Here is a 24,528-nt window from a genome sequence, read left to right on the forward strand (position 1 = left end):
TATAAGTGGTGACCAATACTTCCTTTTTTAATATGATTTATGTTCTTTTTCCGCTTAAAAAATAAGAGTAACTTTAGTCTGCATTACTTAAGCTAACATTAATGAAAAGCAACTCTGAGCATAAAATATACGACTGTATAATAATTGGTGGTGGACAAGCAGGTTTATCTGTTGGTTATTTTTTTAGAAGAACTAAATTAGAGTATCTTATTTTAGATGAACAAGATACAGTTGGTGGTGCTTGGTTAAAAACTTGGGACAGTTTAAAACTATTTTCGCCTGCTGCATACAGTTCTTTATCTGGTTGGCAAATGCCTAATACAGATGAAGAATACCCAACAAAAAACGAGTTTATTAAGTATATTACTGCTTATAAAAAAAGATACAATTTTCCTGTAAACTATAATACAACTGTGCAACAGGTAGTTAAAGAACATAATTTATATAAAATAACTACAAACAAAGGCGACTTTTACAGCAAAACACTAGTAAGTGCTACAGGTACTGCTAAAAATCCTTTTATTCCAAAGTATCCAAAAGCAGACATTTTTAAAGGAGAGCAAATACATTCTGTAAATTATAAAAATGCTAGTAGTTTAAAAGATAAAAATGTTATTGTTGTTGGCGGCGGTAACTCTGGTGCTCAAATTTTAGCAGAGGTATCTAAAGTTGCTAAAACAAAATGGGTTACCTTAAAAGAACCTAATTTTTTACCAAAGGAGATAGATGGTCGTTATTTGTTTAAACAGGCTACAGAAAGCTATGTTAATAACGACACTAAAAGCTATACCAAGAAAGTTTCATTAAGTGATATTGTACAAATTAAAACCGTACAAAAAGCCTTAAAAAGAGGTGTTTTTAAAGATTACAGGCCTTTTACATCCTTTTATGAAGATGGTGTTATTTGGGAAGACAACACGAAAGAACCTGTAGATGTAATTATTTGGTGTACTGGCTTTAAAGCTAATTTAGAACATTTGTCTGCATTGCAAATTACCAAAAACAGCAAAATAAACACAACAGGCACAAAAGCTACAGATATAAATGGCTTGTGGTTGGTTGGCTATGGCAATTGGACGGGTTTTGCCTCTGCTACTATTTATGGCGTTGGAAAAACTGCTAAACAAACTGTAAAGGAGATTGTTGCTTATATTGGCGGTTTGTAAGGATACTTTATTAAAATTACAAACGATATAAAAAGCCACAAGTTTATAAATAAACTTGTGGCTTTTTACTTTTTATGACACGAATATATACTGATACAGGGCGAAAAAAAACTGAGTATTTCATCACTCTTAAAAATTACATTACTTAGCATATATAACTACAATACAGAATTAAATTTTACATAAAAATGAAAAATAGATATTTACTAACAACAATATGTACATTACTTATTAGTGCTTTTGCATTAGGGCAAACAATAAGCCTTGGTAGTGATGAGCCCGAAACAAACCAGTATAGTAATGACAAAATTGCTACATCTATTAAAGAGATCTTAAATACTACAAATAACAAGGATATTTTAGGTAATGAAAAAGTAGAAAAAGACCTTATTATTGTTTTAAAAAACGATGGAGAAATAACGTCTTATGATTTAGAAAGTTTGGACCAAAAATGGAATATTAAGTTTACAGATAGCTCTTACAATAAAATGAGGAATCAGTTTAAAATTGAAAACTCTATTTTATATGCTACAAGCACACAAAAAGAAATTATTGCTGCTAATGTAAATGATGGCAGTCTGTATTGGAAAACAGAAATTGGTATGCACTCTGGCGTAGATAAAAGGTATGTAATTAGTGGTCAGCATTTACCAATACAAGGAAATTTAATTTTTTTAGCATCTAACAACAAACAACTATACGCTTTTAACAAATATACAGGAGACAAAGTATGGAACTACAAGCTACAGTTTCCGTATAATAACTATACGCCTGTTTTAAACAAAGATAACCTTGTAATATCTAACGCGCCTTATGTGTACTCTTTTAAATCGCAAACAGGACAAGCAATTTGGCAAAGAGGTTTTGGTAAAACCCCTATGTATTCTTTAATGCAGATTGATGATAAAAAAGCTTACGTAGCTAACGAATATAATAAAGTATATGCTTTAAATATTGATGATCTAGCATCTATAGCTTGGGAATACGAAACCGAACATACATATGCCAATATAGACAGCAACACTATACTAGACGGTGGAACGTATTATTTTGCATCTGAAACAGATAATGATACCTTAGATGTTATTGCTTTAAATAGTGATAACGGAGAATTACTATGGAAAACTAGTTTAAACATTGATGGTGATGATGTTAGATACTTTAGCAAATACAATAATTATATTTATGGTTTTACAAAGGCTGATACTAATGCATTTTTTATGCTAAACGCTGCAGATGGTAAGCAGTTAAAAATTAGTCAGCCTAAGGAGAAGATTTTATCTAATATTTTTATTTCTAATGGCGAACTAACGTTTTTAACAAAAAACTATTTTGTAACCTACAACCTTAAAACAAAAAAGTACGCTTACAAAGACATTAAACTAGAATATGAGGTTAATGATGCTTTTAATTTATATTTTGAAATAGTAAAAGCAAACTAGCCGTTATACTACATAAGTATATATAAAAATGAAAAAAGCCTATAAAGTATTTTTAGTATTAAGTTTACTCTTATTAATACCATTTCTTATCTCTTTTTTTCCTTCATCACCAACAGCTAGTACTTATACTCACAGAGATCCGTCTGGTTTTGGTAGTGGGTATGAATCTGCTATAATTGATTTTATTAAGGATGTTGTAAGAGTTGTATTTGGCTTATTTGCTACTATAACAGTAATGTTAAAACTAGCCTTATCTCCAGATAAATAATCTTTTATATTAGAGTTTTAAATGTAAGCAAGTTTTAAAAGATAATACTAGTAGTAACAGTGACTTATTTTGTCTTTATCTATTTTATAAAGACCCGTTAATCCTTTGCATTAAAACAAGACTTAAGCATCTGGTATAAATCTGGATGCTTTTTTTTCATTATTTCTGGTTTTTCAAAAAAATATTCTGAAGCTACTGCTAAAAACTCAGCTTCATTTGTACCACCATAATTTCTAATATCTGATTTGTTATCATTAATATCTTCCATCTTTTTATGTATGGTTTTTAACCAAGGAATTACATAAGGCTCCTTAAGCAAACGTTCTGGTATACCGTCTATTACACCGTCTTGCTTATCTATTAAATGTATAAATTCATGTATTCCTGTATTGTGAATGCGAGACTTATTTTTAAACCCATTGTGTAGTGCTTTTCTAGATAAAAGCATCTGATTTTTAAACTGTCCGTTACCCACCATACCTGCAATATTCCTGTCCTTATCTTTTTTAGCAAAACTTAGGTCTTCATTAAAATGCTCTGGATATACAAGTACTGTACTTAAATGTTTGTAATGCCACTCACTAAAATTAAATACCGGAATTACTGCACTAGATGCAATTAAAACTTTATCTATGTCCTCTAGGTTAAATCCAACACTTTCTATATGCACTTCGCTTAAAAATAGCATTATTCGTTTTTGAAATCTTTGTTGCTCTGCTACAGAAAGCTTTTTATAAAACCTTACATTAGAAACCAACAACGTGTGCCATTTAGGAGGAAAAATTTCTACTTTTTTATTTCTAGTAATTACAAATGCATAAATAGCAAAAGCTATTAAAAGGGTAAATCCTATGGTATAAAACATATAGTGGCAATCTAAAAATTAAAACGGGATCTAAACTAAAAAATAGCTAAAAAGAAAAACCCCGTTTAAGTTACGGGGTTTAAATTTAAAAAAGTTTTTTACATAAAAATTATTTTTTTGCAGAAGGCGGAACAGCTGGTCTTACTTCAACTTTACTTGGTAAAGTTCTTGGATTCATTTGTATTAAATCTACTACCATTTGCCCTATATCTTCTGGCTGTATTTTCCAAGCATCTGCATCTGTAGGTGTGTGTCCGTTAAAATACGTGGCTACAGAGCCTGGCATAATAGTAGTTACTTTAATATCATACGGTCTTAGGTCTAACATAATAGCTTGTGAAAAACCTACCACAGCAAATTTACTAGCGTTATAAGCTGCTCCTTTTTCAAAATAATTAGTACCAGCCAAACTAGCTATGGTAATAATGTATCCTTTGGACTTTTTAAGGGCAGGTATTGCAGACTTTACGGTATTAAAAACTCCTGTTACATTTATATCTATAACGGCATTCCAATCCTCTGCACTCATTTCATCAACAGGAGAAAATCTTCCTACGCCTGCGTTAGCCACGCAATAATCTAATTGTCCCCACTTGTCTACAACTTGTTGTATAGCATTTTCTTCGTCTGCTAGGTTTCTTACATCAGATTTAATTACTAAAACCTCTGCATCCCCAATAGTTTTTAAGTGTTTTTCTGCCTCATCTAAATCGTTCTGTGTTCTTGCAGTTATAGCTACATTAACTCCTTGTTTTAGCAATGCCTCTGCTATTCCTAATCCTATTCCCTTAGATCCGCCTGTTATGTATGCAGTTTTTTTCATTTTATATTATTTATAATTATTTCTAAAATTAATAAGAAATTCTGTTTTATTCTGTGGTATAATAATCCATAACAAAAACATCATCTATTAGCGAACCTATATTTTTTATAAGTGCTAAATGTTCTTTGTGAACTAAATATACCTCTAGTGCTTTTTCATCTTTAAAAGTAAGCATAAAACTATGAGTAAACCCTTTACTTTTTCCTTCTTTACTATTGTTAATTCCCCATTCAAAATCTATAATCTCAGGAATTTTATTTTTTAACGCTATAAAATCTTCTACTGCCCTATTCACCTCTTTTGGTGTAGCCGCATCTTTGTATTTTAAATTTACAACGTGCCTAAGCTTTTTGTTATTTTTTGGATTAAAATTTACTTTATAGGCAAACATCTTTTTTACTTTTGGATCTACAGAACCAGATAGAAAAAAGAAATTCTCTTTAATTTTTATTGATGTTAAACCGTAATAAATAGGGTAGTTAGTATTTAACACGCCAGAAGGTTTTAATACGCCATTTGCGTTTAATTTACATAATTGTATGCTATTATCATCTCGTGTACCTATTGCTACTAATGCTTCAGAATCATCATTTTTTAATATTTCAATACGTGTTTGTCCTGCTAATTTTGTGGCAGCATTGTTAACTAAAACAGAATGAGGAATAAGTTCTCCTGCCTCATTAACCTTAAAAACGCTTACACCATCGCCATGAAAAACAAAATCTTTCTTTTTAATAAAATTACTTCTTTTATAGTATTTATGATGTCTATGCCCTACAACAATATAATGGTTACCTCCTAAAGTAACTCCGTTTACAGGGTATGCACCTGTTAAGTAACGGTTGGTGGTATTGTCTGCAATGTTATTTATATTTTTAAATGTGCCATTATTAAAAACCTCAAAACTACTAATGCCATTGTCTTGAAAACCACCTGTAATAAGATACGTTTTGCCATTTATTTTATGCGAATACATACCAATTATACCGTCTGTATGTATAAGATCATCATCTACAAGCGATTGTATATGACTAAGTTTTCCGTTGTTATGTATTTTAAAACAACTTAAACCAGGTGTGCTCTCTAGCCCACCAACAAAAAGGTAAAAATTGTTTTTTATAGGAATAACTTTAAGGGTAATAACTGTACCTAAATATGTTTCTGGTGTATCGTTTAATACAAATACTCTTTGTAAACTTCCAGTATCCTCTATACTATAAACCTCTACACTATTGCCTCCTTTGTTACCTACAAATAAATAATCTGTTCCTTTAATGTTATAGGCTACCAAACCTCTTGCTGGTCCTTTTTTGTTCTGCAACTCATAAGCACCAACTGGTGTTAATTCTCCGGTAGCGTTTAGTTTAAATACATTTATAAATGCACCATCTCCTCCAGAGAACACGTAATTAACCCCGTTTTTCTTATAAGTAGTGGCTGTTACTGTGTTGTACTTAGTTGTTTTATAATCTGTTTGTTCTAAAATGGCTTGGTTATTATTTACTAGTTGTGCGTTACTTAAAAAAAAGCAGCAACTAACTATAAGACAAAATATACTTTTAATCCAATTCATTTTATTTTCTTTTTTTCTCTGTTAATATAGATTTTGCTCCGTAAGTCGCTATTTTGTGGTCTTCTTCTATTGTACCACCACTTACTCCTATGGCTCCTATTATTTTTCCTTCATTGTTTTTTATAGGGACTCCTCCTGGAAAACTTACTAACCCATTATTAGAGAGTTCTATATTGTAAATAATACCACCTGGCTGGGTAAGCTTACCTAAATCTCCTGTAGCAATATTAAAATAACGAGAAGTTTTTGCCTTTTTTATAGCTACATCTATACTACCCAAAAAGGAATCGTCCATACGTATAAAAGCTTTTAAATTTGCTCCTGCATCTACCACAGCAATATTTACCAAAACTCCCATACTTTCTGCTTTATTTTTTGAAGCTAAAACAGCACTTAAAGCATCTTTATCTGTTATGTTTTGCGCTACTAAAACAGTTGAACTAAAAATTAGGAGTACTAATAAAAGTCTACTGTGTTTTAAAGTTTTTCCTTTTGGTTTAGAGGCAATTTTATGGTTATAAAAATTCATCATTACTGGTTATTACATTTACATTACATGCAAATCTCCAAAATGAAATTGAAAAAAAAGTTGAACAAGTTCAACTATAAAATACTATTTTTTATTTTTTTTAATCTTACTTAAAAACTCGTGTCTAATACCAAGGTAACCTGCTATTTGTTTATCTGTTAGTTTTAAAGAAATATTTGGATATGTATTTATAAAATACAAATATCTTTCTTTAGCTGTTAGGGAATGGTTGCGTATTAACCTTCTTTGCCATGATACAATTGCTTTTTGAAACATTATTTTAAAAAGCTTTTCTACAATTGGGAGTGAGCTGCACAATGCCTGCTTGTCTTCTCTACTAATTAACAACACCTTACTATCTTCTAAAGCTTGTATATTTAATTCTGATGGGGATTGATTCATAAAACTATCTATATCCATTAACCACCAGTCTTTTGCTGCAAAATACAACGTATTATCATTGCCATTTTTATCTAATGAAAACACTCTAAAGCAACCTTGTACTACAAAACCTTCAAACTTACAAATGCTACCCTGAGTTAATAAAAACTCTTTTTTCTTTATTTCTTTAGTTGTAAAGTAAGAGCATATTTGTTCTAGCTCTTTACTAGAAAGGTCTAAGTTTCGTTTTAAATTATCTTTTAATAATTGGTAAGGCATCATTTTAAAAAATAAGTTAATCTAATGTAGCTAAATACTCTTCTGCATTAGTTAAGTGAGTTTGTTGCTTTTCTTTATCCATTTTATCGTACATACGCACTAACATTCCTAACCTTGGGTTAGACAAGAAAAAATCTCTTTGTGTATGCATAAACCTCCAAAAGAGTCCGTCCCAAACGTCTTGCCACTCTCCTTTTTTGTAATTACTCATTTTCATTAAATAATTACTACCACTTATGTAGGGTTTAGTTGCCATTAAACCGCCATCTGCAAACTGACTCATACCATACACATTGGGTACCATTACCCAGTCATAAGAATCTATAAACAATTCCATAAACCATTGGTATACCTCATCCGGATGAAACTCGCATAACAACATAAAATTACTTAGCACCATTAAACGTTCTATATGGTGGCAATAACCGGTTTGCAATAATTTTTTTATAGTTTGGTCTATTGGTGGTATACCTGTTGTTCCGTTATAAAAAGATGCCGGTATTTTACGTTTAAACCTCCAATAGTTAGTAGTGCGCTCCTCTGTTCCTTTAGCAATATACATACCTCTAATAAACTCTCGCCAACCTATAATTTGGCGTACAAAACCTTCTGTAGAGTTTATGGGTACATTATTAGTTTTAGCATAGTCTAGTGCTTTGTCTATAATGTCTTTTGGTGTAATTAACCCCACATTTAACATTGGTGTTAATACACTGTGGTTTAATATAGAGTTTTCTGCAACAATGGCATCTTCATACACACCAAACTCCATAAATCGTTGGTCAAAAAATTGTTGCAACCAATCTTCAGTTTCTTTAAAACTTGTTGGATATAGACGCTGTTCTGTTAACTTTCCTAAGTTGTCTGCAAAATTTTTATTTACATACTCTTCTGCTTCTTTATAATACTCATCTACATCTGGAAACTGAATTGCTGGTGGTGTTTTTTTAGCCGGATATTTTTTACGATTCTCCGAATCATATGTCCACTTACCACCTTCTGGCTCTCCGTTTTCATCAATAAGAACATCTAATTTTTTACGCTGCTCTTTGTAAAAAGTAGTTTGGTGGTATTTTTTTTTGTCTGCTGTAAAAAACGATTCTAAATCATCTTCTGTATTTATAAATAAAGGCGAAGTGTGTACTGTGGTTTTTATTCCTGCTTTTTCTGCACTTTCTTCAATTCGTTTTTTTAACCAATTATCTGTTGGATCTATATAATTTATATGCTCAACATTATTCTTTTTTAACGCTTGTATAAATATTCTAATATCAGATTTTTTATCTGTTGATGCAATGTAATTAACTTCACTATTATGTTCATCAATTAAAAAATCGCTATACCTCATCATAGTTGCTCTATGAAAAGCAATTTTTTGCTTGTGAAAAGAGTACTGTTTAAAAAATAAATACTCTTCTATTAAATAAATGGTTTCCCCATTACCTAACATAGGAGATTTTTTAAATAATTGATGCGGAAAAACTATACTTATACTTTTCATTTATTTCTTTTACAACGTTGACTGCAATACTTAACCTCTTCCCAATTTTTCTCCCACTTTTTACGCCAAGTAAATGGACGTTCACAAACAATACATATTTTTTGTGGCAGATGCTGCTTTTTCATTTTTATTATTTTTTTCTGGGCTTTACGTGTGTATTTAATATACGATCTTTTTCATTCTCTACAGCAGGGTGCTTTTTATGTCCCCAAATTTTATCTCTGGCAGCCTTAGCACTTGTTTGTAAATCTACAATAGGCATCGGGTAATCTTCACCTATAATTACACCACAAAATGTTTGCTCCATTAAACTCATTTTCCAGGGCTCGTGAATATAACTTACAGGTACGTTAGCTAATTCTGGAATCCACTTTTTTATAAACAATCCTTCTGGGTCGTGCTCCAGTGAGTTTTTTACTGGGTTGTACAAGCGTACTGTATTAACACCTGTTGTACCTGCTTGCATTTGAAACTGAGGATAATGTATACCAGGCTCATAATCTAAAAATAAACGCGCCAAATGGTATGTACCTTCACGCCAATCTTGATCTAGATTTAAAGTTAAAAATGAAACTAACATAGCACGCATTCTAAAGTTTATCCACCCTGTTTCTGCAACTGCTCGCATACAAGCATCTACTAGAGGGTAGCCTGTAGTGCCAGTTTTCCAAGCCTTAATATGATCTTCATTTGTAGGATGCTCTAAAAGTTCATACCCTTTATTTACACAGTCAGTCTCATAAGTACATTCTACCTCAAACTTTTGAATAAAATGGCAATGCCAATTTAGCCTTGTTAACATTGCAGAAAACGCATTACTATTTTTTGTGCCATTAGGGTGCGTCCCTATAAACTGAAAAGCTTGCTTTACACTAATATTACCCCACGCTAAATAAGGAGAAAGCCTACTACAAGACATTCTACTTTCTGTTGGTTTAGAAATGTGTTTTTGGTACTTAAACCCTCTTTTAGCGGCAAAAGATTTTAAATAACGCCAGGCATTAATTTCACCTGCTGGCTGGTACTGTTTTGGGTAATTTTTTAACTTATTTTTTAACTCTGTTGGCAGCAAATATTTATGATTTACAACCTCTACCTTCTCTGTACTATTATATGTGTTTTTAATTACAGGTTGGTGCATTGTTTTATGCCATTGGGTACTCCAATCTTGTCTGTTTTTAATGCCTCGTAAAATACCGTCTCTTTGGTACTCTTGCCAATTTATACTGTTGTTATTAAAAAATTGTTTTACCTTTTTATCTCTTAGCCAAGTAGCTAAAACTCCACTTTCTTGATAGCTAAAAACATTTTTAATATCATAAGTATCACTCAAAAAATTAAATGCAGTAATAGCGTCTGCATAAAACACTGTAACATTTTTGTTAAATGGTTCTAAAGTAGTATTTAGTACTTTTATAGAGTGATAAACAAACTGTAAATGCCTTAAACTAGTATCTGGATAATTAATAAATTCTGGTTCAAATAAATAAACAATTATGTAAGGTATATTAGCCTGCTCTGCTTTATGAAAAGGCATATGGTCCTGAGAACGAATATCTCTTTTTAACCAAACTATATTTATGGTTTGCTTTTTCAAAAATTAAGCTCTTTTCTACATTTTTTCCAGAATGAAAAAAAAGATGGATAGTAACCATTTACAGTAAACATCCAATCTCTTGCATCTTGCTCTCCTTGATAATGTGTTGTTGTTGGGTGTTCTTTATAATTTATTTTTTTTAACTGATGCTTAGCAACTAAATCTGAAAATTCTCCTACATAAACCTGTATATTACTAATATTATCTTCTGCTAACTTTAGCATAAAATCTATGCTTTTTTTAGATACCGGATACTTTTTAAAATGAGAAGGCTCTAATAACAAAACTCTATTTACAAGTTCTTCTTTTCTCCAATTAGGATCTAGATTGTAAAAATTATAAATGCAAGTTGGTAATTCTTTATTTAGTTTTATTTGCAGAGGTTTAAGAAGTGTAGTTGTTAAATCTACATCTATGTTTTCTTCTAATTCTTTAGGTATTTTTAAAGACTCAAAAGCACTATAAGGAACATCTAAAAAAGTATTATTTTGTTCTGTAAAACAATACTTATTAATATTTTCTTGGTTTGCATAATATTTTTTATTGGCATTAGCCCCAGCTACCCATTGCCAACTTAGCGCATTGCTTGCCCAATCTGCATCTAACAAATAATAATACATCCATTGGGCTGGTTGTAACCAATGGCTCTGGGCTATATTACAAGCCAAAGAGGCTACATACATACGCAAATGGTTGTGCATATAACCAGTACTTTCTAATTTACGTATTGCATCATCTACAGCAATTATTCCTGTACTTGCCGTTACAATTGACTTTGGCATTTGTGTGTTAGACACAGGTGTTTGTTTGTGTTTTAAATCGGCATTAATTTCTTCACCTTTTGTTATCCAAACCTGTTGCCAATAATCTCGCCACGCCAATTCTTGTATAAATTTTTCTATTTGCGCCGGTGTGTATCCTTTAGCCAAAACCTCTTTTAATACATATTTGGTAGAAATTACACCTCTAGAAATGTAGGGAGACAAATAAGTTACCGCTCCGTTTATGTAATTTCTTGTAGATGCATATTTTACAGGGTTAACGTGGTTTACACGTTGGTAAATTTCTTTTATAGCAGTAGGAAATTCACTTAGCGTGTTATCTTTAAATAAACTCATAGATAGCCATTATTTAAATCTTTTCCCAGATAAGCTCCACATTTAAGTAAAAACTACCTATATAATTAAAGTTACATTCGTTAGGTTTTATAATGGATAAAAAAGTTTCGTTATTATCTCTTTTATATAAGTGGTAGGTTTGCCCTACAATAGGTTCAAAAGTAAACTTAGCATCAAAAATAAGTTTGTTATACTCGTATTGTTCTAGCATAGCATCATACTGTGCTTTAAGTTCTAAGTACCTTGCCTCTAACTTGTGGTTTACTTTATTTATGCTTCTATTTTTCCAGGCTATATTATCTGTAGTGGTAATTACTGGTGCGCCAACAGATGTTGCGTATGGCTTAAGTGCCGCATCATACTTCTGATTTTCTACATTAAAAACTACATTATCTGGTTTTTTACTCTCCTCCATTTATAATAACTTGTTTATCAATAACTAAAAAAGAATTAAAAAAAGAAATCCTCTTTAACTTTATAAAGATAAGCATTGTATCATAATTTATGTACCTAAAAGTGAACTGACGTTCTTATAAAACTGTTAATTCTACACTTTTGTAATTAGATTTTGGAGCATCACAAACCGAGCATTTGTAATTTTCTGGCAAGTCTGTAAAAGCGGTATTTGGAGGGATATTAAAAGTAGTGTCTCCGTACTCTTCATCATAAACAGTAAAACAAGACATACATTGGTGTACCGCTTTTACAAGTTGTTCTGCTTTATTGTTATCTTCGGCTGTAATCACATCTGTACGCCCTAGTTGTTTAAAGTATTTTTTACTAAGTTCCATTAGCAAACCTGGTAGTTCTATTTTATCTACATCTAAAGCATAAGCCTTATAAATATGTGTATTGGGATCAAAATTTTTAAAATGCAATACATTATACGTAGGCCTAATAACAAAATCTTTAGCTATTGTAGGTGCTGTATTTTTTTCTATAATTACAGATGCAAAATGAGATCTTTTACCAGATTCATTACTTAATCCAAATGTTAAACCGTAGGTACTAATATCATTTTGGTTTAAACTAAGCACCAAAAAGTTTTTTAAATCTAAGGCCTCTATGTCATCTACTGGCAAATGCCAATTCATTTCTAATTGAGAATGCCTTATGTTTATACCTCTTTGTCCTAAAAAGCGTTCTAAGCTAGGTCTACTCTGCTTTTTTATGCCTTTTACAATAAAAGATTTCCAAGGAGTTATACAAATTTTACCTATACCGTTATCTAAACAAAAGCCGCAAAATTCTTTTAAAAAATTTAAATCGTACTTATTATTTCTCCAATATAAACCAAGCCAATATTGGTCTAGTCCCATACGGTTCATACCCTCATAATAAGGAAAAGTAAGGTAAGGCACCTCTAGTTTTTTTTCTATGGTTTTGTTATTGGTGTCTAGTTTTTTGCTAAGCATAAAAAATAATTCTTCAACGTTTTCTACGTCTTCATAAATATCTTCAATAGCTTTAGATATTATATTAATATCCCAACTGTATACCAATACTGGGTAATAATCTCCTTTTTCCCAATGTGGTAACTTAATATTTAAATACCAATAATCTTCACTATCAGATGCTATAAAATTTAAATTACCACTAAAAATGGGTACTAGTCTTTGTTTAGGATCTGTTATATTTATTTTTAATTTAGGTAGGTAATTAAATCGTTCTAAGATATATAAAAAGGTAGATCCTTTTAACCAAAAAGTCATATCAAAAATATCTGCACATACATAGGAAGATACTATGTTTTGATAAACTCTTTTACCTATAATATCTGTATTATACTCAGATATACGCTCTAACTGCTCTTCTTTGGCATTCTCTAAAGGAAAAAGTAAATCTTGTCTAGAGCCAAAATAAACTTCTTTAAGACCTGCAGCCTCTAACATTGTTATAATATCTTTTAACTCGCCAGGAGAAGTTACACCACCTTTTATTAAAATTCTATGTAAATCATCATTCATTATAAAAATTATTAATTTGCTAGTAAAAGCTGACTATTAAGTATTTCCTTAATTTCTGGTTTACAACTACCACAACCCAAGCCTGCTCCTGTTTGCGAGCATAAGTTTGCAAAATTTGTACAACCATCTTTAATTGCGTCTGTAACATTACCTTCACCAACTTGGCTGCATGAACAAACTAATTTACCTTTTAAAGGTGCTGTATTGGATGATCCTCTTAGTAATTCATTTCGTTTTTCAGACAGTTCTATTTCCTCTTCAATTAAACGTTTAAATTCTGCAAATTCATTTTTATCACCCATTAAAATAGCTCCTTTTAATGTATCATTTTTAACTATGCATTTTTTATAAAAACGCTTACTAACATCCATTAAAATTATTTCTTCGTAACTATTATCATCTGCTGGCGAGTTTACCATTCCTATGCTACACAAGTCTAAATTTTCAAATTTTAAAATATTCATTAAAACTGAACCGTTATAAATACTACTGTAATCTCCTAAAATATAATTTGCTGCAATATCTGCCTGTTGTTCTGCTGCAGAGGTAATACCAAAAAGTGAGTTGTTAAACTCTGCTATTTCACCCAATGCAAATATAGATGGGTTACTTGTTTGCATATAAGAGTTTACAATAACACCACGCCTAGTTTTTAGTTTTGTTTGCTTTGCTAACTCTATATTTGGTCTAGTACCTATGGCGTAAACTATAGCATTGCACTTTATGGTTTTTCCTGTTTTTAGATTTACCAAAATACTGTGACTTGTTGTTTTTTCATTAAAAACAGTACTTACTTCATTATCAAAATATAAATTTATATCTCTTTCTAACACGTCTTGCGCTAATAACCTACTCGCAACATTGTCTAATTGACGCTCCATAAGTCTGGGCGCCCTTTGTATAATACTTATGTTTACATTAATTTTTTTTAAGGCTGCTGCTAGTTCTAATCCTAAGAGTCCGCCACCAACAATAACAACATGTTGTGCATTATTAGGTAAACCTGTTTCTTGCAAGTAATGTTTTAACTTATCTGCATCCCCACGCTCTCTCATAGTAAACCTACCCGGTAAATTAATAGGCACATCACTAGGTACAAATGCTCTACTTCCGGTAGCCATTATTAACAAATTATAACTATGCGTAACACCATTAGAATCTGTAACTTGTTGTTCTTTTTCATTTATGTTAGAAATTCCTATTCCTGCATGCAAAGTTATATTCAACTTTTTTAGCTCGCCCTTTTTTAGTTTTTCTAAAGATTGCCATGAGAGTTCATTACTCACATATTCTGGCAATAAAACTCTGTTGTAAAAAGGATCTTTTTCTTTAGAGAAAACATGTAGCTCATCAACAGTATTTTTTTCTCTATAAGTTTGTATAAATCTATATGCCGCAGCCCCTGCACCAATAACTATAATTTTTTGTTTGGGTTTACTATATTTTTCTACTTGTACGGCACAGTATTTAAAATCTGGTTCTTTAGATACAGGGTCTACAATATCATTAGTTAAATTATTAGCTCTACCAAAATCATTATTTAATATTTTACCCCAATGCATTGGTAAAAAAACTACTTGTTCTCTTATATCAAAATTTATAGTTACTTTAACCTGCACCTTGCCTCTTTTACTTTTTACTACAGCAATATCTCCTTCTTTTAGTTTTCTTAAAAAGGCATCTACTTTATTCATTTCTAAATATGGCATAGGTATGTGTGTAAGTAAGCGTTTTACCTTACCTGTTTTTGTTCTGGTATGCCATTGGTCTCTTACCCTACCTGTATTTAAAATTAGAGGATAGTCTACATTTGTTTCTTCAGATTGATTGTAAGTTTCTGAGGGAGCATTAAAATGTGCTTTTGTATCTGGAGTATTAAATACTAAATTATGAAATAAACGTGGCGTACCCGGATGGTTTTTGTGTGGCACAGGCCACTGAAAACTACCTTCTTCCTTTAGCCGTTTATAAGATAGGCCAGATATATCTATACTTGTACCTTTAGTAAGCAAACAGTACTCATCGTAAACCTCGCTAGCATAAGTATAATTAAACCCAGAGTATCCCATTTCTTGCGCAAAACGCCATAATATTTCTGCGTCTGGCAATGCTTCGCCTGGTGCATTTATAACTTTTGGCAGGTAACTAATTCGCCTTTCAGAATTTGTCATTGTACCTTCTTTCTCTAACCAACCTGCAGCAGGTAAAAGTAGATCTGCAAATTTTGTGGTTTCAGAATTATGAGAAATATCTTGTACTACAACAAAGTTTGCTTTTTTTAATGCGCGCTCTACTTTATTTACATTAGGCATACTTACCACAGGGTTTGTACAAATAATCCAAATTGCTTTTAATTTACCTTCATCTAAGGCATTAAACATTTCTGTTGCTGTATAACCCGGCTTAGCTTGTATTTGTTTACCTCCCCAAAAATCTGACACTTCTTTTCTGTGTTCAGGATTATTCAAATCTTTATGTACCGCCAACAAATTTGCCATACCACCAACCTCACGACCTCCCATAGCATTGGGCTGTCCTGTTAACGAAAATGGGCCAGATCCTGGCTTGCCTATTTGCCCCGTTAGTAATGATATATTTAGTAATGCTACATTTTTAGAAACCCCAATTACACTTTGGTTAAGCCCCATTGTCCACATACTAATAAAGCCTTTTGCATTACCAATATATAGTGCTGCTTTTTTTATATCTTCTGCCTTTATACCACATTTTTTAGCCGCAGTAGTTAAGGTTAATTGAAAAGCACTTGCTTTACATGCTTCAAAATTTACGGTGTGCTTTTTAATAAAGTTTTTATCTGTTTTTTTCTTTTCTATAAGTACCCTAGCTATAGCATTAAAGAGAATTACATCTGTACCCGGTAAAATCTGTAAATGTAAATCTGCAGAAGCACAAGTTTGTGTTTTTCTAGGGTCTACAACTATTATTTTTACATTAGGGTTTTCTTCTTTATGCTTTTCTAAACGCCTAAATAATATTGGGTGACACCAAGCCGGGTTAGCTCCTGCAATTAAAAAGCAATCTGCCAATTCTATATCTGCATACGCAATTGGCACAGAATCTTCTCCCACTGTTTTTTTATAACCAACCACCGCAGAACTCATACACAAGCGTGAGTTGGTATCTATATTATTACTCCCAATAAACCCTTTTAGTAATTTATTAGCTAAATAATATTCTTCTGTTAAGCACTGGCCAGAAACGTAAAAACCCACACTATCTGGTCCGTGTTTATCTATAATAGTTTTAAAAACAGCAGCCGCTCTTTTAAATGCATTATCCCATGTAACTTTTTGTAAAGGATGATTTTTACTCCATCGCATTTCTGGATACAAAATACGGTCTGTGGTATCTTGCGCAACATAATTAAGGTTTTTGCCTTTAGAACACAACATACCTTTGTTAACCGGATAATTTTCATTACCGGACACTGTTAATACACCTTTGGTATCTTTCTCTACTACTACTCCGCAACCTACTCCGCAATAACTGCAAATAGTTTTATGTTTTGTATTTTTTTGCATAGCTCTAAATAACAGATGTAAAAACATCATTCTTTAACTATGGAAAGATACAGAATTACGTATTAATACGTAGTAGTGATTTAATAATAATATAGGGATGAAATTATTTATTCTATAAATAAACCTCTAAAAAATAAGAAGTTATATAGTTTACCCAAAACTACACTTAAAAAAGAGTATATTTTAAACCAAATTATACTGTTGTGCTTTTTTAGATAAATCTATTAAATTTTTTACTTCCATTTTACGCATTAAATTAAACCTATGTGTTTCTACCGTACGTTTACTATTTTGTAGTTTTTCTGAAATTTGCTTGTTAGTTAAACCTGTTAACACAAGCTCCAATACCTGTAATTCTTTACTTGTAAGATCAAAAGGATTACTATTATTTTTAGAAGTTTTTACTGTTTCAGATACTGTTTTATTACCATTTAGCAAATTATTTACAAGTACATTAGAAATGTCTCCGCTAAAATATTTACCTCCTTGCTGCACAGTGCGTATTGCTTTTATAAACTCTACTTTACCTGTATCTTTTAGCAAATAACCATTTGCTCCTGCTTTTACAGATTTAAGAATATATTCTTCCGAATCATGCATAGATAGTATTATGGCTTTTGTAGTGGTACCTTGTTTATTAAGTATTTCTACGGCATCTATGCCATTCATTATTGGCATTCTAATATCTATAATTAAAAGATCTGGATTTTTTTCTTCTACAATCTCAATTGCTTCTTTACCGTTAGACACCTCTGCAACCACAACCAAATCTTTTTCTTCTTCAAGCAAAGAACGTATTCCGTCTCTAACTAAAGAATGATCATCTGCCAATACAATACTTATAGTGCTACTCATCAATCAAAATATTTTTACAAATATAATTTAAAAATACGTAGTGACATACGTAATATACTTAGGCTATATTATAAAAAAAGTCGCCACATAATACTGTAGCGACCAGGGAACAGTTATTTAATTGATGATTATTTTGTTGTGTTTAAAAATTTAGGTTTAATAGTTAACATTGCCCAAGCCCAATTTTGACTTCCTGCAGATGCATCTTTGGTAGTTCCTTTTAACTCATACATACCATCGTTAGCAAACATTTGAGAATAACCAACTGCCAAACCATACCCTTTAAACTTTTTAGAAAAAACAAGGTCTAGCTCTGTGCCCAAAGATTTATCGCCACTTGCTAACTCTTGTTCTCCACTAAAATTTAACGCTTTTATCATAAGACTAGAGGTGTCATTTAGTTTAAAATTAGCGCTAATATGTACATCTAATAAACCTACAGAATTAGCGTGGTTACCCACATAAAAATAATCCATAAAACCATTAAATTTATGGTTGGTTCCGTAAAGAGGAAAAAAAGCTCCTGTTTCACCAGCATCTGCGTCATTACCACTAATTAACTCAAAACCGGCACCTAGAGTAACCTTGTTAGATGTTTTATAATTTAAATCTAAACTTGCCAAATAAGCTCCTTTTACATCAATTTCGCCTTGTCTTTTTCCGGTTTGTAAAAACAAATTACTACTTACGCCTAGCTTCCCTTTTTTGTATGCTAAATGTGTACCAATGGTAACTAAACTACTTGTACCATCTGGAGTTGTAGCATCATCTTCATACTCCTGAAAACCATTATTTAACACTAACAAACTACCAGAAAAAGTGTCCCAACTTTGTTTAGCATATAAATACTGCATTGTTTTATAAGAGAAAAAGCCTGTGGTACTATATTCCGTTCCTACAGATGAAAAACCAGATAAATTTGCCTTATCTTGATTAAATGTGAGACCTACATCTAATAAAAAATTATCTTTTTTATACTTTAACAATGCAGCATCATGATTACGTGCTTGTTGAGCCCAACCTACAGAACCTAATATTCTTTGATCGTCATAATCTATTGTTTGTCTTCCTATTTTTGTAGTAAACCCTTTTCCTAAATTTAACTCTCCCCAAGCTTCAAAAACAGCAAAAGAGTTATTGGCATCTGCAGGTAATAATTGTCTATTTTCTCCCCAAGTTAAAACATCTTGTAAACTTATGTAAAACTTGTAATTTTCTGTATTATATCCAAAATTTAAACGAGCCCTTGTTGCAATACCAAATCCAGCATCTGTATCTTCTGCAATAGGACTGCCAAACCCATGTCTGTACTCTGTTCTTGGTCTAAATTCACCATCTAATGTAAACTGTGCGAATGTGTAATTAGCAATAAATAAAAAAAGGCATAGTATTAGGTATTGATATTTTTTCATAATCTATTTTTTATAGTGTTTTATATTAATTTTAGTGTTCTAAAAAATCTATTAAATGCTTTCTGCAAGCGTAATAATCTTTGTGTTCTAAAACAGATTTTCTTGTTCTAGGTCTTTCAAAATCTACAGTTAGTACGTCTCCAATTTTTGCCCTTGGGCCACTAGTCATCATCACTACTCTGTCTGCTAAAAAAATAGCTTCATCTACATCATGAGTAATCATTACTGCTGTAATTTTCTCTTTGTTCCATATTTCTATTAAAATATCCTGAAGCTCTCCTCTTGTTAACGAATCTAACATTCCAAAAGGCTCATCTAACAACAATACTTTGGGCTTAATAGCAAATGCCCTTGCAATACCAACTCTTTGTTGCATACCTTGAGATAGCTCTGTTGCTTTTTTATTAAAAGCCCCATCTAAACCTACTTTGTGTAAATAATATTTGGCTATATCTACACGTTGTTTTTTAGGAATGCGAGGAAAAACTTGGTTTACACCTAATAAAACATTTTGCAAGGCTGTCATCCAAGGCATTAAACTTGGTGATTGAAAAATTACGCCTCTATCTGGACCAGGTCCTTTTACAGGGTTACCCAAAACAGATATGTTTCCGCCAGAAATAGAGTTTAAGCCAGCTATCATAGAAAGCATTGTTGTTTTTCCACAACCAGAATGCCCTATAATTGTAACAAACTCCTCTTTCATTATTTGTAAATTTAAATTCTCTAATACCACGTAGTCTCCTTTTGGTGTTGGGTAAACCTTTTTTAAATTAATAAGGTCTAACATAACTTTTGATGGATAGAAAATTCCGTTTTCAAAGTTGGTATTGTCTGTTTTTGTAATAGTTGCACTCATTTTTCTATTTTTTTAAAATTGACCAACAAAACTTTTTGGCGTAGCATCTGGCAAGACATACTCTGTATTAGAAACGGACTTTCTGCTTTCTCCTATAGCCATTAAATAGGCAATAATTTTATTTCTAGTCTCTATATAGTTTATATTATCATTTAATTTTGTCTTGTCTCTTGGGCGCTCTATATCTATAATAAACTCTGGTCCCAATGTTGCTTTTGGCCCTGGTTTTAAAGGAATAATTCTATCTGCCATATAAATACCTTCATCAACATCATTTGTAATTAGCAAAGCAGTTCTTTTGTCTTTACTCCAAATATTTAATATTTCATCTTGTAAATTGCCTCTGGTTAACGCATCTAAAGCCCCTAAAGGTTCATCCATAATTATCATTTCTGGTTTCATAGCCAATGCTCTAGCCACAGAGACTCTCTGCCTCATTCCGCCAGACAATTCTTTTGGCCTTTTATCAATTGCGTGTGATAGGCCTACCATCTTTATAAAACTAACAACCCTTTCTTTAATTTCTGTTTTACTTTCCTTTGGAAAAGCCTCCTTAACAGCCATTGCAACATTCTGATACACTGTTAACCAAGGAAGTAGTGAGTAATTTTGAAAAATAACTCCACGTTTGTGACTTGTGCCAACTACAGGTTCTCCCTTAAAAAGCACCTCTCCACTGGTTGGTTTTATTAAGCCATTAATTAAATTTACTAGTGTAGTTTTTCCGCTTCCAGTAAAACCTACAATAGCAACAAACTCCCCTTCTTCTATTTTTAAATTGATGTTAGAAAGTACCTCTGTACTATTATTTCCTTGACCGTATGTTTTACACACATTTTTTAATTCTAAATACGCCATAGTGCTTGATTTTATAAATTAAATGCCCTCGTTTTTATTAAAAGACACCATTTGTTGAATGGTTAGCATTAACCTATCTAACAAAAAGCCTATAATGCCAATAACAAACATTGCCACTATAATTTTAGCGTTAGAATCGTTTGCTCCGTTTTGAAATTCTTCCCAAACAAACAAACCTAAACCTGGACTTTGAGCCAGTAACTCTATAGCAATTAGAACCATCCAGGCAACTGATAGTGTAATTCTAAGTCCAGTAAATATTAACGGTAATGAAGAAGGTAAAATAACTTTAAATACTTTTTGAAAAGTTCCTAGCTTTAAAACTTTAGCTACATTTATATAGTCTTTATCTACAGAAGAAACACCCATTGCGGTGTTAACTAAAGTTGCCCACATTGCGCACAAACCAACACTAACAAAAGAAATTACAAATGCATTATCTGAGCTGGCTCCTATATATAATGTTTTTACAATCATAAAAACTAACAAATACCAAACTACTGGAGACACAGGTTTAAATATTTGAATAAACCAATTAAATGCACTTCTAAGAGACGGACTTAATCCTATAATAACACCTATAGGAACTGCTATAATAAGTGCAAGCAAAAATCCTGCAAAAACAGTTTTTATACTAGTTAAAACAATATCTATAAAGGAGGCTCTACCGGTATAAACTATTGCCTTTTTACCTTGTGCAATTAACTTAGCATTAGTAGACTCCATTTTTAAATTAAAGGCATCTTTTTTTGCTTGAATTAAATGATGATCTGCAATTAAAGACATAAATGAAGCCCATACCTGAGTTGGTGATGGTAAAGTATTTGGCTGACACCTACTTTCTCCTGAAGCAATGCAAGCCCTTTCTGCATCCGCAGCAGCCGGACCTTGTTCTTCCAATGCCTTTTCAATTCTATAGGCAGCTTCTTTATTGTACAATGCCTTAGAACCAAGATGCCACAGCCCCAAAAACAAAAGGATAGAAACAATAGTTATAGCTGTTTTTTTTAATGATTTTGATACCGCATCTTTTTCAAACTTAGATTTAACAATTGAAGCTATTTGCTTAAAAAAAGCAAAACCAGAGTGCTGTTTCTTTAATGTAATTTCTTGTTTCATCGTATATTCTTTTTTGGGTTGTAGTGGTAGTTAATCTTTATTACCTATGGCAAAACTGTTTATATAACCAATAGGATCTTTTGCATCATAAAGAGTACCGTCTATAAAATCTGTTGTTGCTGGCTTATAACCATCTGTTTCTGGTATATCTTCCTTTGGTATTTTGCCTTCGGCAACCAATAAGTCTGCAGCTTTTCTCCAAACATCTGGGCGGTAAATTTCTTTTATTGTTTCCTTGTACCAAGCGGCAGGTTTTGCTTCTGAAATTTGCCCCCATCGTCTCATTTGTGTTAAAAACCAAATTCCGTCAGAATAAAAAGGATATGTAGCATTGTATTTGTAAAACACATTAAAATCTGGCATAGAACGTTTATCTCCTTTTTCAAACTCAAAAGTACCCGTCATAGAATTTGCTAATACTTCTTCTGGAGCACCTACATATTGTGACATAGATAATATTTTAACGGCCTCTTTTCTGTTGTTAGGATTATCTAACCACTTACCAGCTCTTATTAAAGCTTTTGTAACCGCTACTGCAGTATTAGGGTTTTCTTCTACAAACTTTTTTGTCATTACAAATACTTTTTCTGGGTTATTTTTCCATATGTCATAATTTGTAACAACTGGTACACCTATACCTTTAAAAACTGCTTGTTGGTTCCAAGGTTCGCCCACACAATAGCCATAAATTGTTCCAGATTCTAAAGTAGCCGGCATTTGTGGCGGTGGTGTTACAGATAGTAAAACTTCAGCATCAATTTGCCCCTGCACATTATCTGCCGTATACATACCTGGGTGTATACCCGCTGCAGCCAACCAATACCTTATTTCGTAATTGTGAGTAGATACAGGAAAAACCATCCCCATTTTAAATGGTTTTCCGCTGTTTTTATACTCAGCTACTACTGGTTTTAAAGCATCTGCCTTAATTGGGTGTATTGTTTTTCCGTTATCATCTAAAGGCACATTGGGTTTCATTTTTGCCCAAACATCATTAGATACTGTTATTCCGTTTCCATTTAAATCCATAGAAAACGGAGTAACCAATTTTGCACGCCTACCAAAGCCTACTCCTGCTGCTATTGGTTGTCCTGCTAGCATATGAGAACCATCTAACTGGCCATCTATAACACGGTCTAAAACATTTTTCCAGTTAGACTGTGCCTCAACAGAAACAAAAAGTCCTTCCTCCTCAAAAAAGCCTTTTTCTTTAGCTATAGCTAAAGGAGCCATATCTGTTAATTTTATAAATCCAAAAGTTAATTGTGGTTTTTCAATTTCAAATGCCGATGCTGCTACATCTTCTGTAGTAGTTTTTTCTTTTTTTTCTTTACTGCCACAAGACCAAAGAAAAACTAGAGCCATTAAATAAAGAGGTACATTTTTTACTGTATTTTTCATAGTTAATTATTTAGAGTGTTCTACGTATTAATACTTATTAAAACAAAAGTATACGTATACTTTCTAAAATTTTATGAAATAATACAGAACAAAACATTCTTTTACACCATTAAAAAACCTGTATTAACGCATAAAAAAGAGATAAAAACCTAATAACAAACCAGTTACAAATAAAAAAAGTTGCGTATATATACGCAACTTACTACTTAATACTACCTATTTATTTTATAAATCTAAATAGTAATTATGCTCAGAAATTTCTTTTTTAAGTAAAGCAATGTTAGTTATTCCTATTTTTTTTCCCTTCGTGAAAATTAAACTTTCTTTTTTTAGGGCAGAAAAAACTCTTATTACTTGTTCTTCTGTAGTACCAGCATAATCTGCATATTCTCGTCTACTTAGTTGCAAGTTTAAAAAACCATTATAATCTTTAAATTTTCTATGTATGTAAAGCAAGCTGTCTACAACACGTTCTCTAACTGTCATTTGTGAAATGGTTTTTAGTTTTGCCTCACTCCTATTAAGTTCGTTTGCATAAAAAAGCATCATATCATAAGTAAATGTTGCATTACTTTTTAATTTAGTCTGCAAACTATCTTTAGAATAATAACACAAAATAGTATCCTCTAAAGCCATTGCTCCTATAGAGTAATACTCTTCTGTTCCAAAACCACGGTGACCTATTATTTCTCCTTCTTTAGCAAATCTTACAATTTGTTCTTTACCGTTTAATCCTGTTCTATACACTTTTACTTTACCTTTTAAAATAAAAAAAAGACCATTAACCGGTGCTCCTTCTATTATAAACTGCTGCCCTTTTTTACAACTAATTTCTGTTTTTAAGACAGAAAAAAAATCATCCCTTTCTGCTAATACACTTCTTTTAACCAAACAATCTGCATTCATACAACTTTTACAAGAAGTAGCTAAAAATGTATACTTATTAGGCATAATAATTATTTTAGATTTAAAA

The 24,528-nt window shown here is 31.9% G+C and carries 22 protein-coding genes; 3 read left to right on the top strand and 19 right to left on the bottom strand.

Going from position 1 to position 24,528, the window contains the following annotated elements:
* The first annotated feature begins 101 nt into the window (after positions 1-101).
* The 3 genes from PBN93_RS03600 (at position 102) to PBN93_RS03610 (ending at position 2,876) form a co-directional block, all read left to right on the top strand.
* On the top strand, positions 102-1,166 hold the full coding sequence (locus PBN93_RS03600) for an ArsO family NAD(P)H-dependent flavin-containing monooxygenase (RefSeq protein ID WP_271081450.1): 1,065 nt from the start codon (positions 102-104) through the stop codon (positions 1,164-1,166).
* A gap of 188 nt (positions 1,167-1,354) precedes the next feature.
* The gene (locus tag PBN93_RS03605) at positions 1,355-2,608 is read left to right on the top strand and encodes an outer membrane protein assembly factor BamB family protein (RefSeq protein ID WP_271081451.1); all 1,254 of its coding nucleotides are present in this window, start codon (positions 1,355-1,357) and stop codon (positions 2,606-2,608) included.
* Between the two features lie 28 nt (positions 2,609-2,636).
* Complete coding sequence (locus tag PBN93_RS03610; RefSeq protein WP_077398879.1) at positions 2,637-2,876, top strand: hypothetical protein; 240 nt, start codon at positions 2,637-2,639, stop codon at positions 2,874-2,876.
* A 97-nt stretch (positions 2,877-2,973) separates the two neighbouring features.
* Here the strand turns inward: PBN93_RS03610 and PBN93_RS03615 are convergent, their stop codons facing one another.
* From PBN93_RS03615 to PBN93_RS03705, 19 genes are all read right to left on the bottom strand, one after another.
* Positions 2,974-3,741: a M90 family metallopeptidase gene (locus PBN93_RS03615; protein WP_077398881.1), complete on the bottom strand. Its 768-nt coding sequence runs from the start codon at positions 3,739-3,741 to the stop codon at positions 2,974-2,976.
* Positions 3,742-3,850: 109 nt separating this feature from the next.
* A complete protein-coding gene (locus PBN93_RS03620) occupies positions 3,851-4,564 on the bottom strand; it encodes an SDR family oxidoreductase (RefSeq protein WP_077398883.1) in 714 nt (237 codons plus the stop codon).
* A gap of 46 nt (positions 4,565-4,610) precedes the next feature.
* A complete protein-coding gene (locus PBN93_RS03625) occupies positions 4,611-6,137 on the bottom strand; it encodes a Dabb family protein (protein WP_077398885.1) in 1,527 nt (508 codons plus the stop codon).
* A 1-nt stretch (position 6,138) separates the two neighbouring features.
* Positions 6,139-6,669 carry a GlcG/HbpS family heme-binding protein gene (locus PBN93_RS03630; protein ID WP_077398887.1) on the bottom strand — a complete coding sequence of 177 codons (531 nt, stop codon included), beginning with the start codon at positions 6,667-6,669 and terminating at the stop codon, positions 6,139-6,141.
* A gap of 81 nt (positions 6,670-6,750) precedes the next feature.
* Positions 6,751-7,326 carry a Crp/Fnr family transcriptional regulator gene (locus tag PBN93_RS03635; RefSeq protein WP_077398889.1) on the bottom strand — a complete coding sequence of 192 codons (576 nt, stop codon included), beginning with the start codon at positions 7,324-7,326 and terminating at the stop codon, positions 6,751-6,753.
* Between the two features lie 16 nt (positions 7,327-7,342).
* A complete protein-coding gene (locus tag PBN93_RS03640; protein ID WP_077398891.1) occupies positions 7,343-8,827 on the bottom strand; it encodes a cryptochrome/photolyase family protein in 1,485 nt (494 codons plus the stop codon).
* Positions 8,824-8,952: a DUF2256 domain-containing protein gene (locus PBN93_RS03645; protein WP_013620306.1), complete on the bottom strand. Its 129-nt coding sequence runs from the start codon at positions 8,950-8,952 to the stop codon at positions 8,824-8,826. Before PBN93_RS03645 ends, PBN93_RS03640 begins: the two co-directional genes overlap by 4 nt.
* Before the next feature lie 5 nt (positions 8,953-8,957).
* A complete protein-coding gene (locus tag PBN93_RS03650) occupies positions 8,958-10,424 on the bottom strand; it encodes a cryptochrome/deoxyribodipyrimidine photo-lyase family protein (RefSeq protein WP_271081452.1) in 1,467 nt (488 codons plus the stop codon).
* Positions 10,421-11,542: an FAD-binding domain-containing protein gene (locus PBN93_RS03655; RefSeq protein WP_271081453.1), complete on the bottom strand. Its 1,122-nt coding sequence runs from the start codon at positions 11,540-11,542 to the stop codon at positions 10,421-10,423. The genes PBN93_RS03650 and PBN93_RS03655 overlap by 4 nt, the downstream gene beginning before the upstream one ends.
* Before the next feature lie 13 nt (positions 11,543-11,555).
* On the bottom strand, positions 11,556-11,957 hold the full coding sequence (locus PBN93_RS03660; protein ID WP_271081454.1) for a DUF2452 domain-containing protein: 402 nt from the start codon (positions 11,955-11,957) through the stop codon (positions 11,556-11,558).
* Positions 11,958-12,072: 115 nt separating this feature from the next.
* Positions 12,073-13,509 carry a rubredoxin gene (locus PBN93_RS03665; protein ID WP_271081455.1) on the bottom strand — a complete coding sequence of 479 codons (1,437 nt, stop codon included), beginning with the start codon at positions 13,507-13,509 and terminating at the stop codon, positions 12,073-12,075.
* Between the two features lie 11 nt (positions 13,510-13,520).
* A complete protein-coding gene (locus tag PBN93_RS03670; RefSeq protein ID WP_271081456.1) occupies positions 13,521-17,051 on the bottom strand; it encodes a nitrate reductase in 3,531 nt (1,176 codons plus the stop codon).
* 183 nt (positions 17,052-17,234) lie between these two features.
* Positions 17,235-17,906, bottom strand: a complete 672-nt coding sequence (locus PBN93_RS03675; RefSeq protein ID WP_077398902.1) for a response regulator transcription factor — start codon at positions 17,904-17,906, stop codon at positions 17,235-17,237.
* 128 nt (positions 17,907-18,034) lie between these two features.
* Positions 18,035-19,318 carry an alginate export family protein gene (locus PBN93_RS03680; RefSeq protein ID WP_271081457.1) on the bottom strand — a complete coding sequence of 428 codons (1,284 nt, stop codon included), beginning with the start codon at positions 19,316-19,318 and terminating at the stop codon, positions 18,035-18,037.
* 31 nt (positions 19,319-19,349) lie between these two features.
* Positions 19,350-20,177 carry an ABC transporter ATP-binding protein gene (locus PBN93_RS03685; protein WP_271081458.1) on the bottom strand — a complete coding sequence of 276 codons (828 nt, stop codon included), beginning with the start codon at positions 20,175-20,177 and terminating at the stop codon, positions 19,350-19,352.
* A 12-nt stretch (positions 20,178-20,189) separates the two neighbouring features.
* On the bottom strand, positions 20,190-21,035 hold the full coding sequence (locus tag PBN93_RS03690) for an ABC transporter ATP-binding protein (protein ID WP_077398905.1): 846 nt from the start codon (positions 21,033-21,035) through the stop codon (positions 20,190-20,192).
* 18 nt (positions 21,036-21,053) lie between these two features.
* Complete coding sequence (locus PBN93_RS03695; protein WP_077398906.1) at positions 21,054-22,154, bottom strand: ABC transporter permease; 1,101 nt, start codon at positions 22,152-22,154, stop codon at positions 21,054-21,056.
* Positions 22,155-22,184: 30 nt separating this feature from the next.
* Entirely contained in the window at positions 22,185-23,555 is a 1,371-nt protein-coding gene (locus PBN93_RS03700) for a CmpA/NrtA family ABC transporter substrate-binding protein (RefSeq protein WP_077398908.1), read from the bottom strand.
* A gap of 225 nt (positions 23,556-23,780) precedes the next feature.
* A complete protein-coding gene (locus tag PBN93_RS03705) occupies positions 23,781-24,506 on the bottom strand; it encodes a Crp/Fnr family transcriptional regulator (protein WP_271081459.1) in 726 nt (241 codons plus the stop codon).
* Positions 24,507-24,528 lie beyond the last annotated feature (22 nt).

The organism is Cellulophaga omnivescoria (genome assembly GCF_027915275.1).
In the GTDB taxonomy this organism is placed as follows: Bacteria; Bacteroidota; Bacteroidia; order Flavobacteriales; family Flavobacteriaceae; genus Cellulophaga; species Cellulophaga omnivescoria.

Excerpts from the sequence above, each read along its gene's own strand:
- PBN93_RS03600 (WP_271081450.1), top strand. The coding sequence starts at position 102 with ATGAAAAGCAACTCTGAGCATAAAATATACGACTGTATAATAATTGGT.
- PBN93_RS03605 (WP_271081451.1), top strand. The coding sequence starts at position 1,355 with ATGAAAAATAGATATTTACTAACAACAATATGTACATTACTTATTAGT.
- PBN93_RS03610 (WP_077398879.1), top strand. The coding sequence starts at position 2,637 with ATGAAAAAAGCCTATAAAGTATTTTTAGTATTAAGTTTACTCTTATTA.
- PBN93_RS03615 (WP_077398881.1), bottom strand. The coding sequence starts at position 3,741 with ATGTTTTATACCATAGGATTTACCCTTTTAATAGCTTTTGCTATTTAT.
- PBN93_RS03620 (WP_077398883.1), bottom strand. The coding sequence starts at position 4,564 with ATGAAAAAAACTGCATACATAACAGGCGGATCTAAGGGAATAGGATTA.
- PBN93_RS03625 (WP_077398885.1), bottom strand. The coding sequence starts at position 6,137 with ATGAATTGGATTAAAAGTATATTTTGTCTTATAGTTAGTTGCTGCTTT.
- PBN93_RS03630 (WP_077398887.1), bottom strand. The coding sequence starts at position 6,669 with ATGATGAATTTTTATAACCATAAAATTGCCTCTAAACCAAAAGGAAAA.
- PBN93_RS03635 (WP_077398889.1), bottom strand. The coding sequence starts at position 7,326 with ATGCCTTACCAATTATTAAAAGATAATTTAAAACGAAACTTAGACCTT.
- PBN93_RS03640 (WP_077398891.1), bottom strand. The coding sequence starts at position 8,827 with ATGAAAAGTATAAGTATAGTTTTTCCGCATCAATTATTTAAAAAATCT.
- PBN93_RS03645 (WP_013620306.1), bottom strand. The coding sequence starts at position 8,952 with ATGAAAAAGCAGCATCTGCCACAAAAAATATGTATTGTTTGTGAACGT.
- PBN93_RS03655 (WP_271081453.1), bottom strand. The coding sequence starts at position 11,542 with ATGAGTTTATTTAAAGATAACACGCTAAGTGAATTTCCTACTGCTATA.
- PBN93_RS03660 (WP_271081454.1), bottom strand. The coding sequence starts at position 11,957 with ATGGAGGAGAGTAAAAAACCAGATAATGTAGTTTTTAATGTAGAAAAT.
- PBN93_RS03665 (WP_271081455.1), bottom strand. The coding sequence starts at position 13,509 with ATGAATGATGATTTACATAGAATTTTAATAAAAGGTGGTGTAACTTCT.
- PBN93_RS03670 (WP_271081456.1), bottom strand. The coding sequence starts at position 17,051 with ATGCAAAAAAATACAAAACATAAAACTATTTGCAGTTATTGCGGAGTA.
- PBN93_RS03675 (WP_077398902.1), bottom strand. The coding sequence starts at position 17,906 with ATGAGTAGCACTATAAGTATTGTATTGGCAGATGATCATTCTTTAGTT.
- PBN93_RS03680 (WP_271081457.1), bottom strand. The coding sequence starts at position 19,318 with ATGAAAAAATATCAATACCTAATACTATGCCTTTTTTTATTTATTGCT.
- PBN93_RS03685 (WP_271081458.1), bottom strand. The coding sequence starts at position 20,177 with ATGAGTGCAACTATTACAAAAACAGACAATACCAACTTTGAAAACGGA.
- PBN93_RS03690 (WP_077398905.1), bottom strand. The coding sequence starts at position 21,035 with ATGGCGTATTTAGAATTAAAAAATGTGTGTAAAACATACGGTCAAGGA.
- PBN93_RS03695 (WP_077398906.1), bottom strand. The coding sequence starts at position 22,154 with ATGAAACAAGAAATTACATTAAAGAAACAGCACTCTGGTTTTGCTTTT.
- PBN93_RS03700 (WP_077398908.1), bottom strand. The coding sequence starts at position 23,555 with ATGAAAAATACAGTAAAAAATGTACCTCTTTATTTAATGGCTCTAGTT.
- PBN93_RS03705 (WP_271081459.1), bottom strand. The coding sequence starts at position 24,506 with ATGCCTAATAAGTATACATTTTTAGCTACTTCTTGTAAAAGTTGTATG.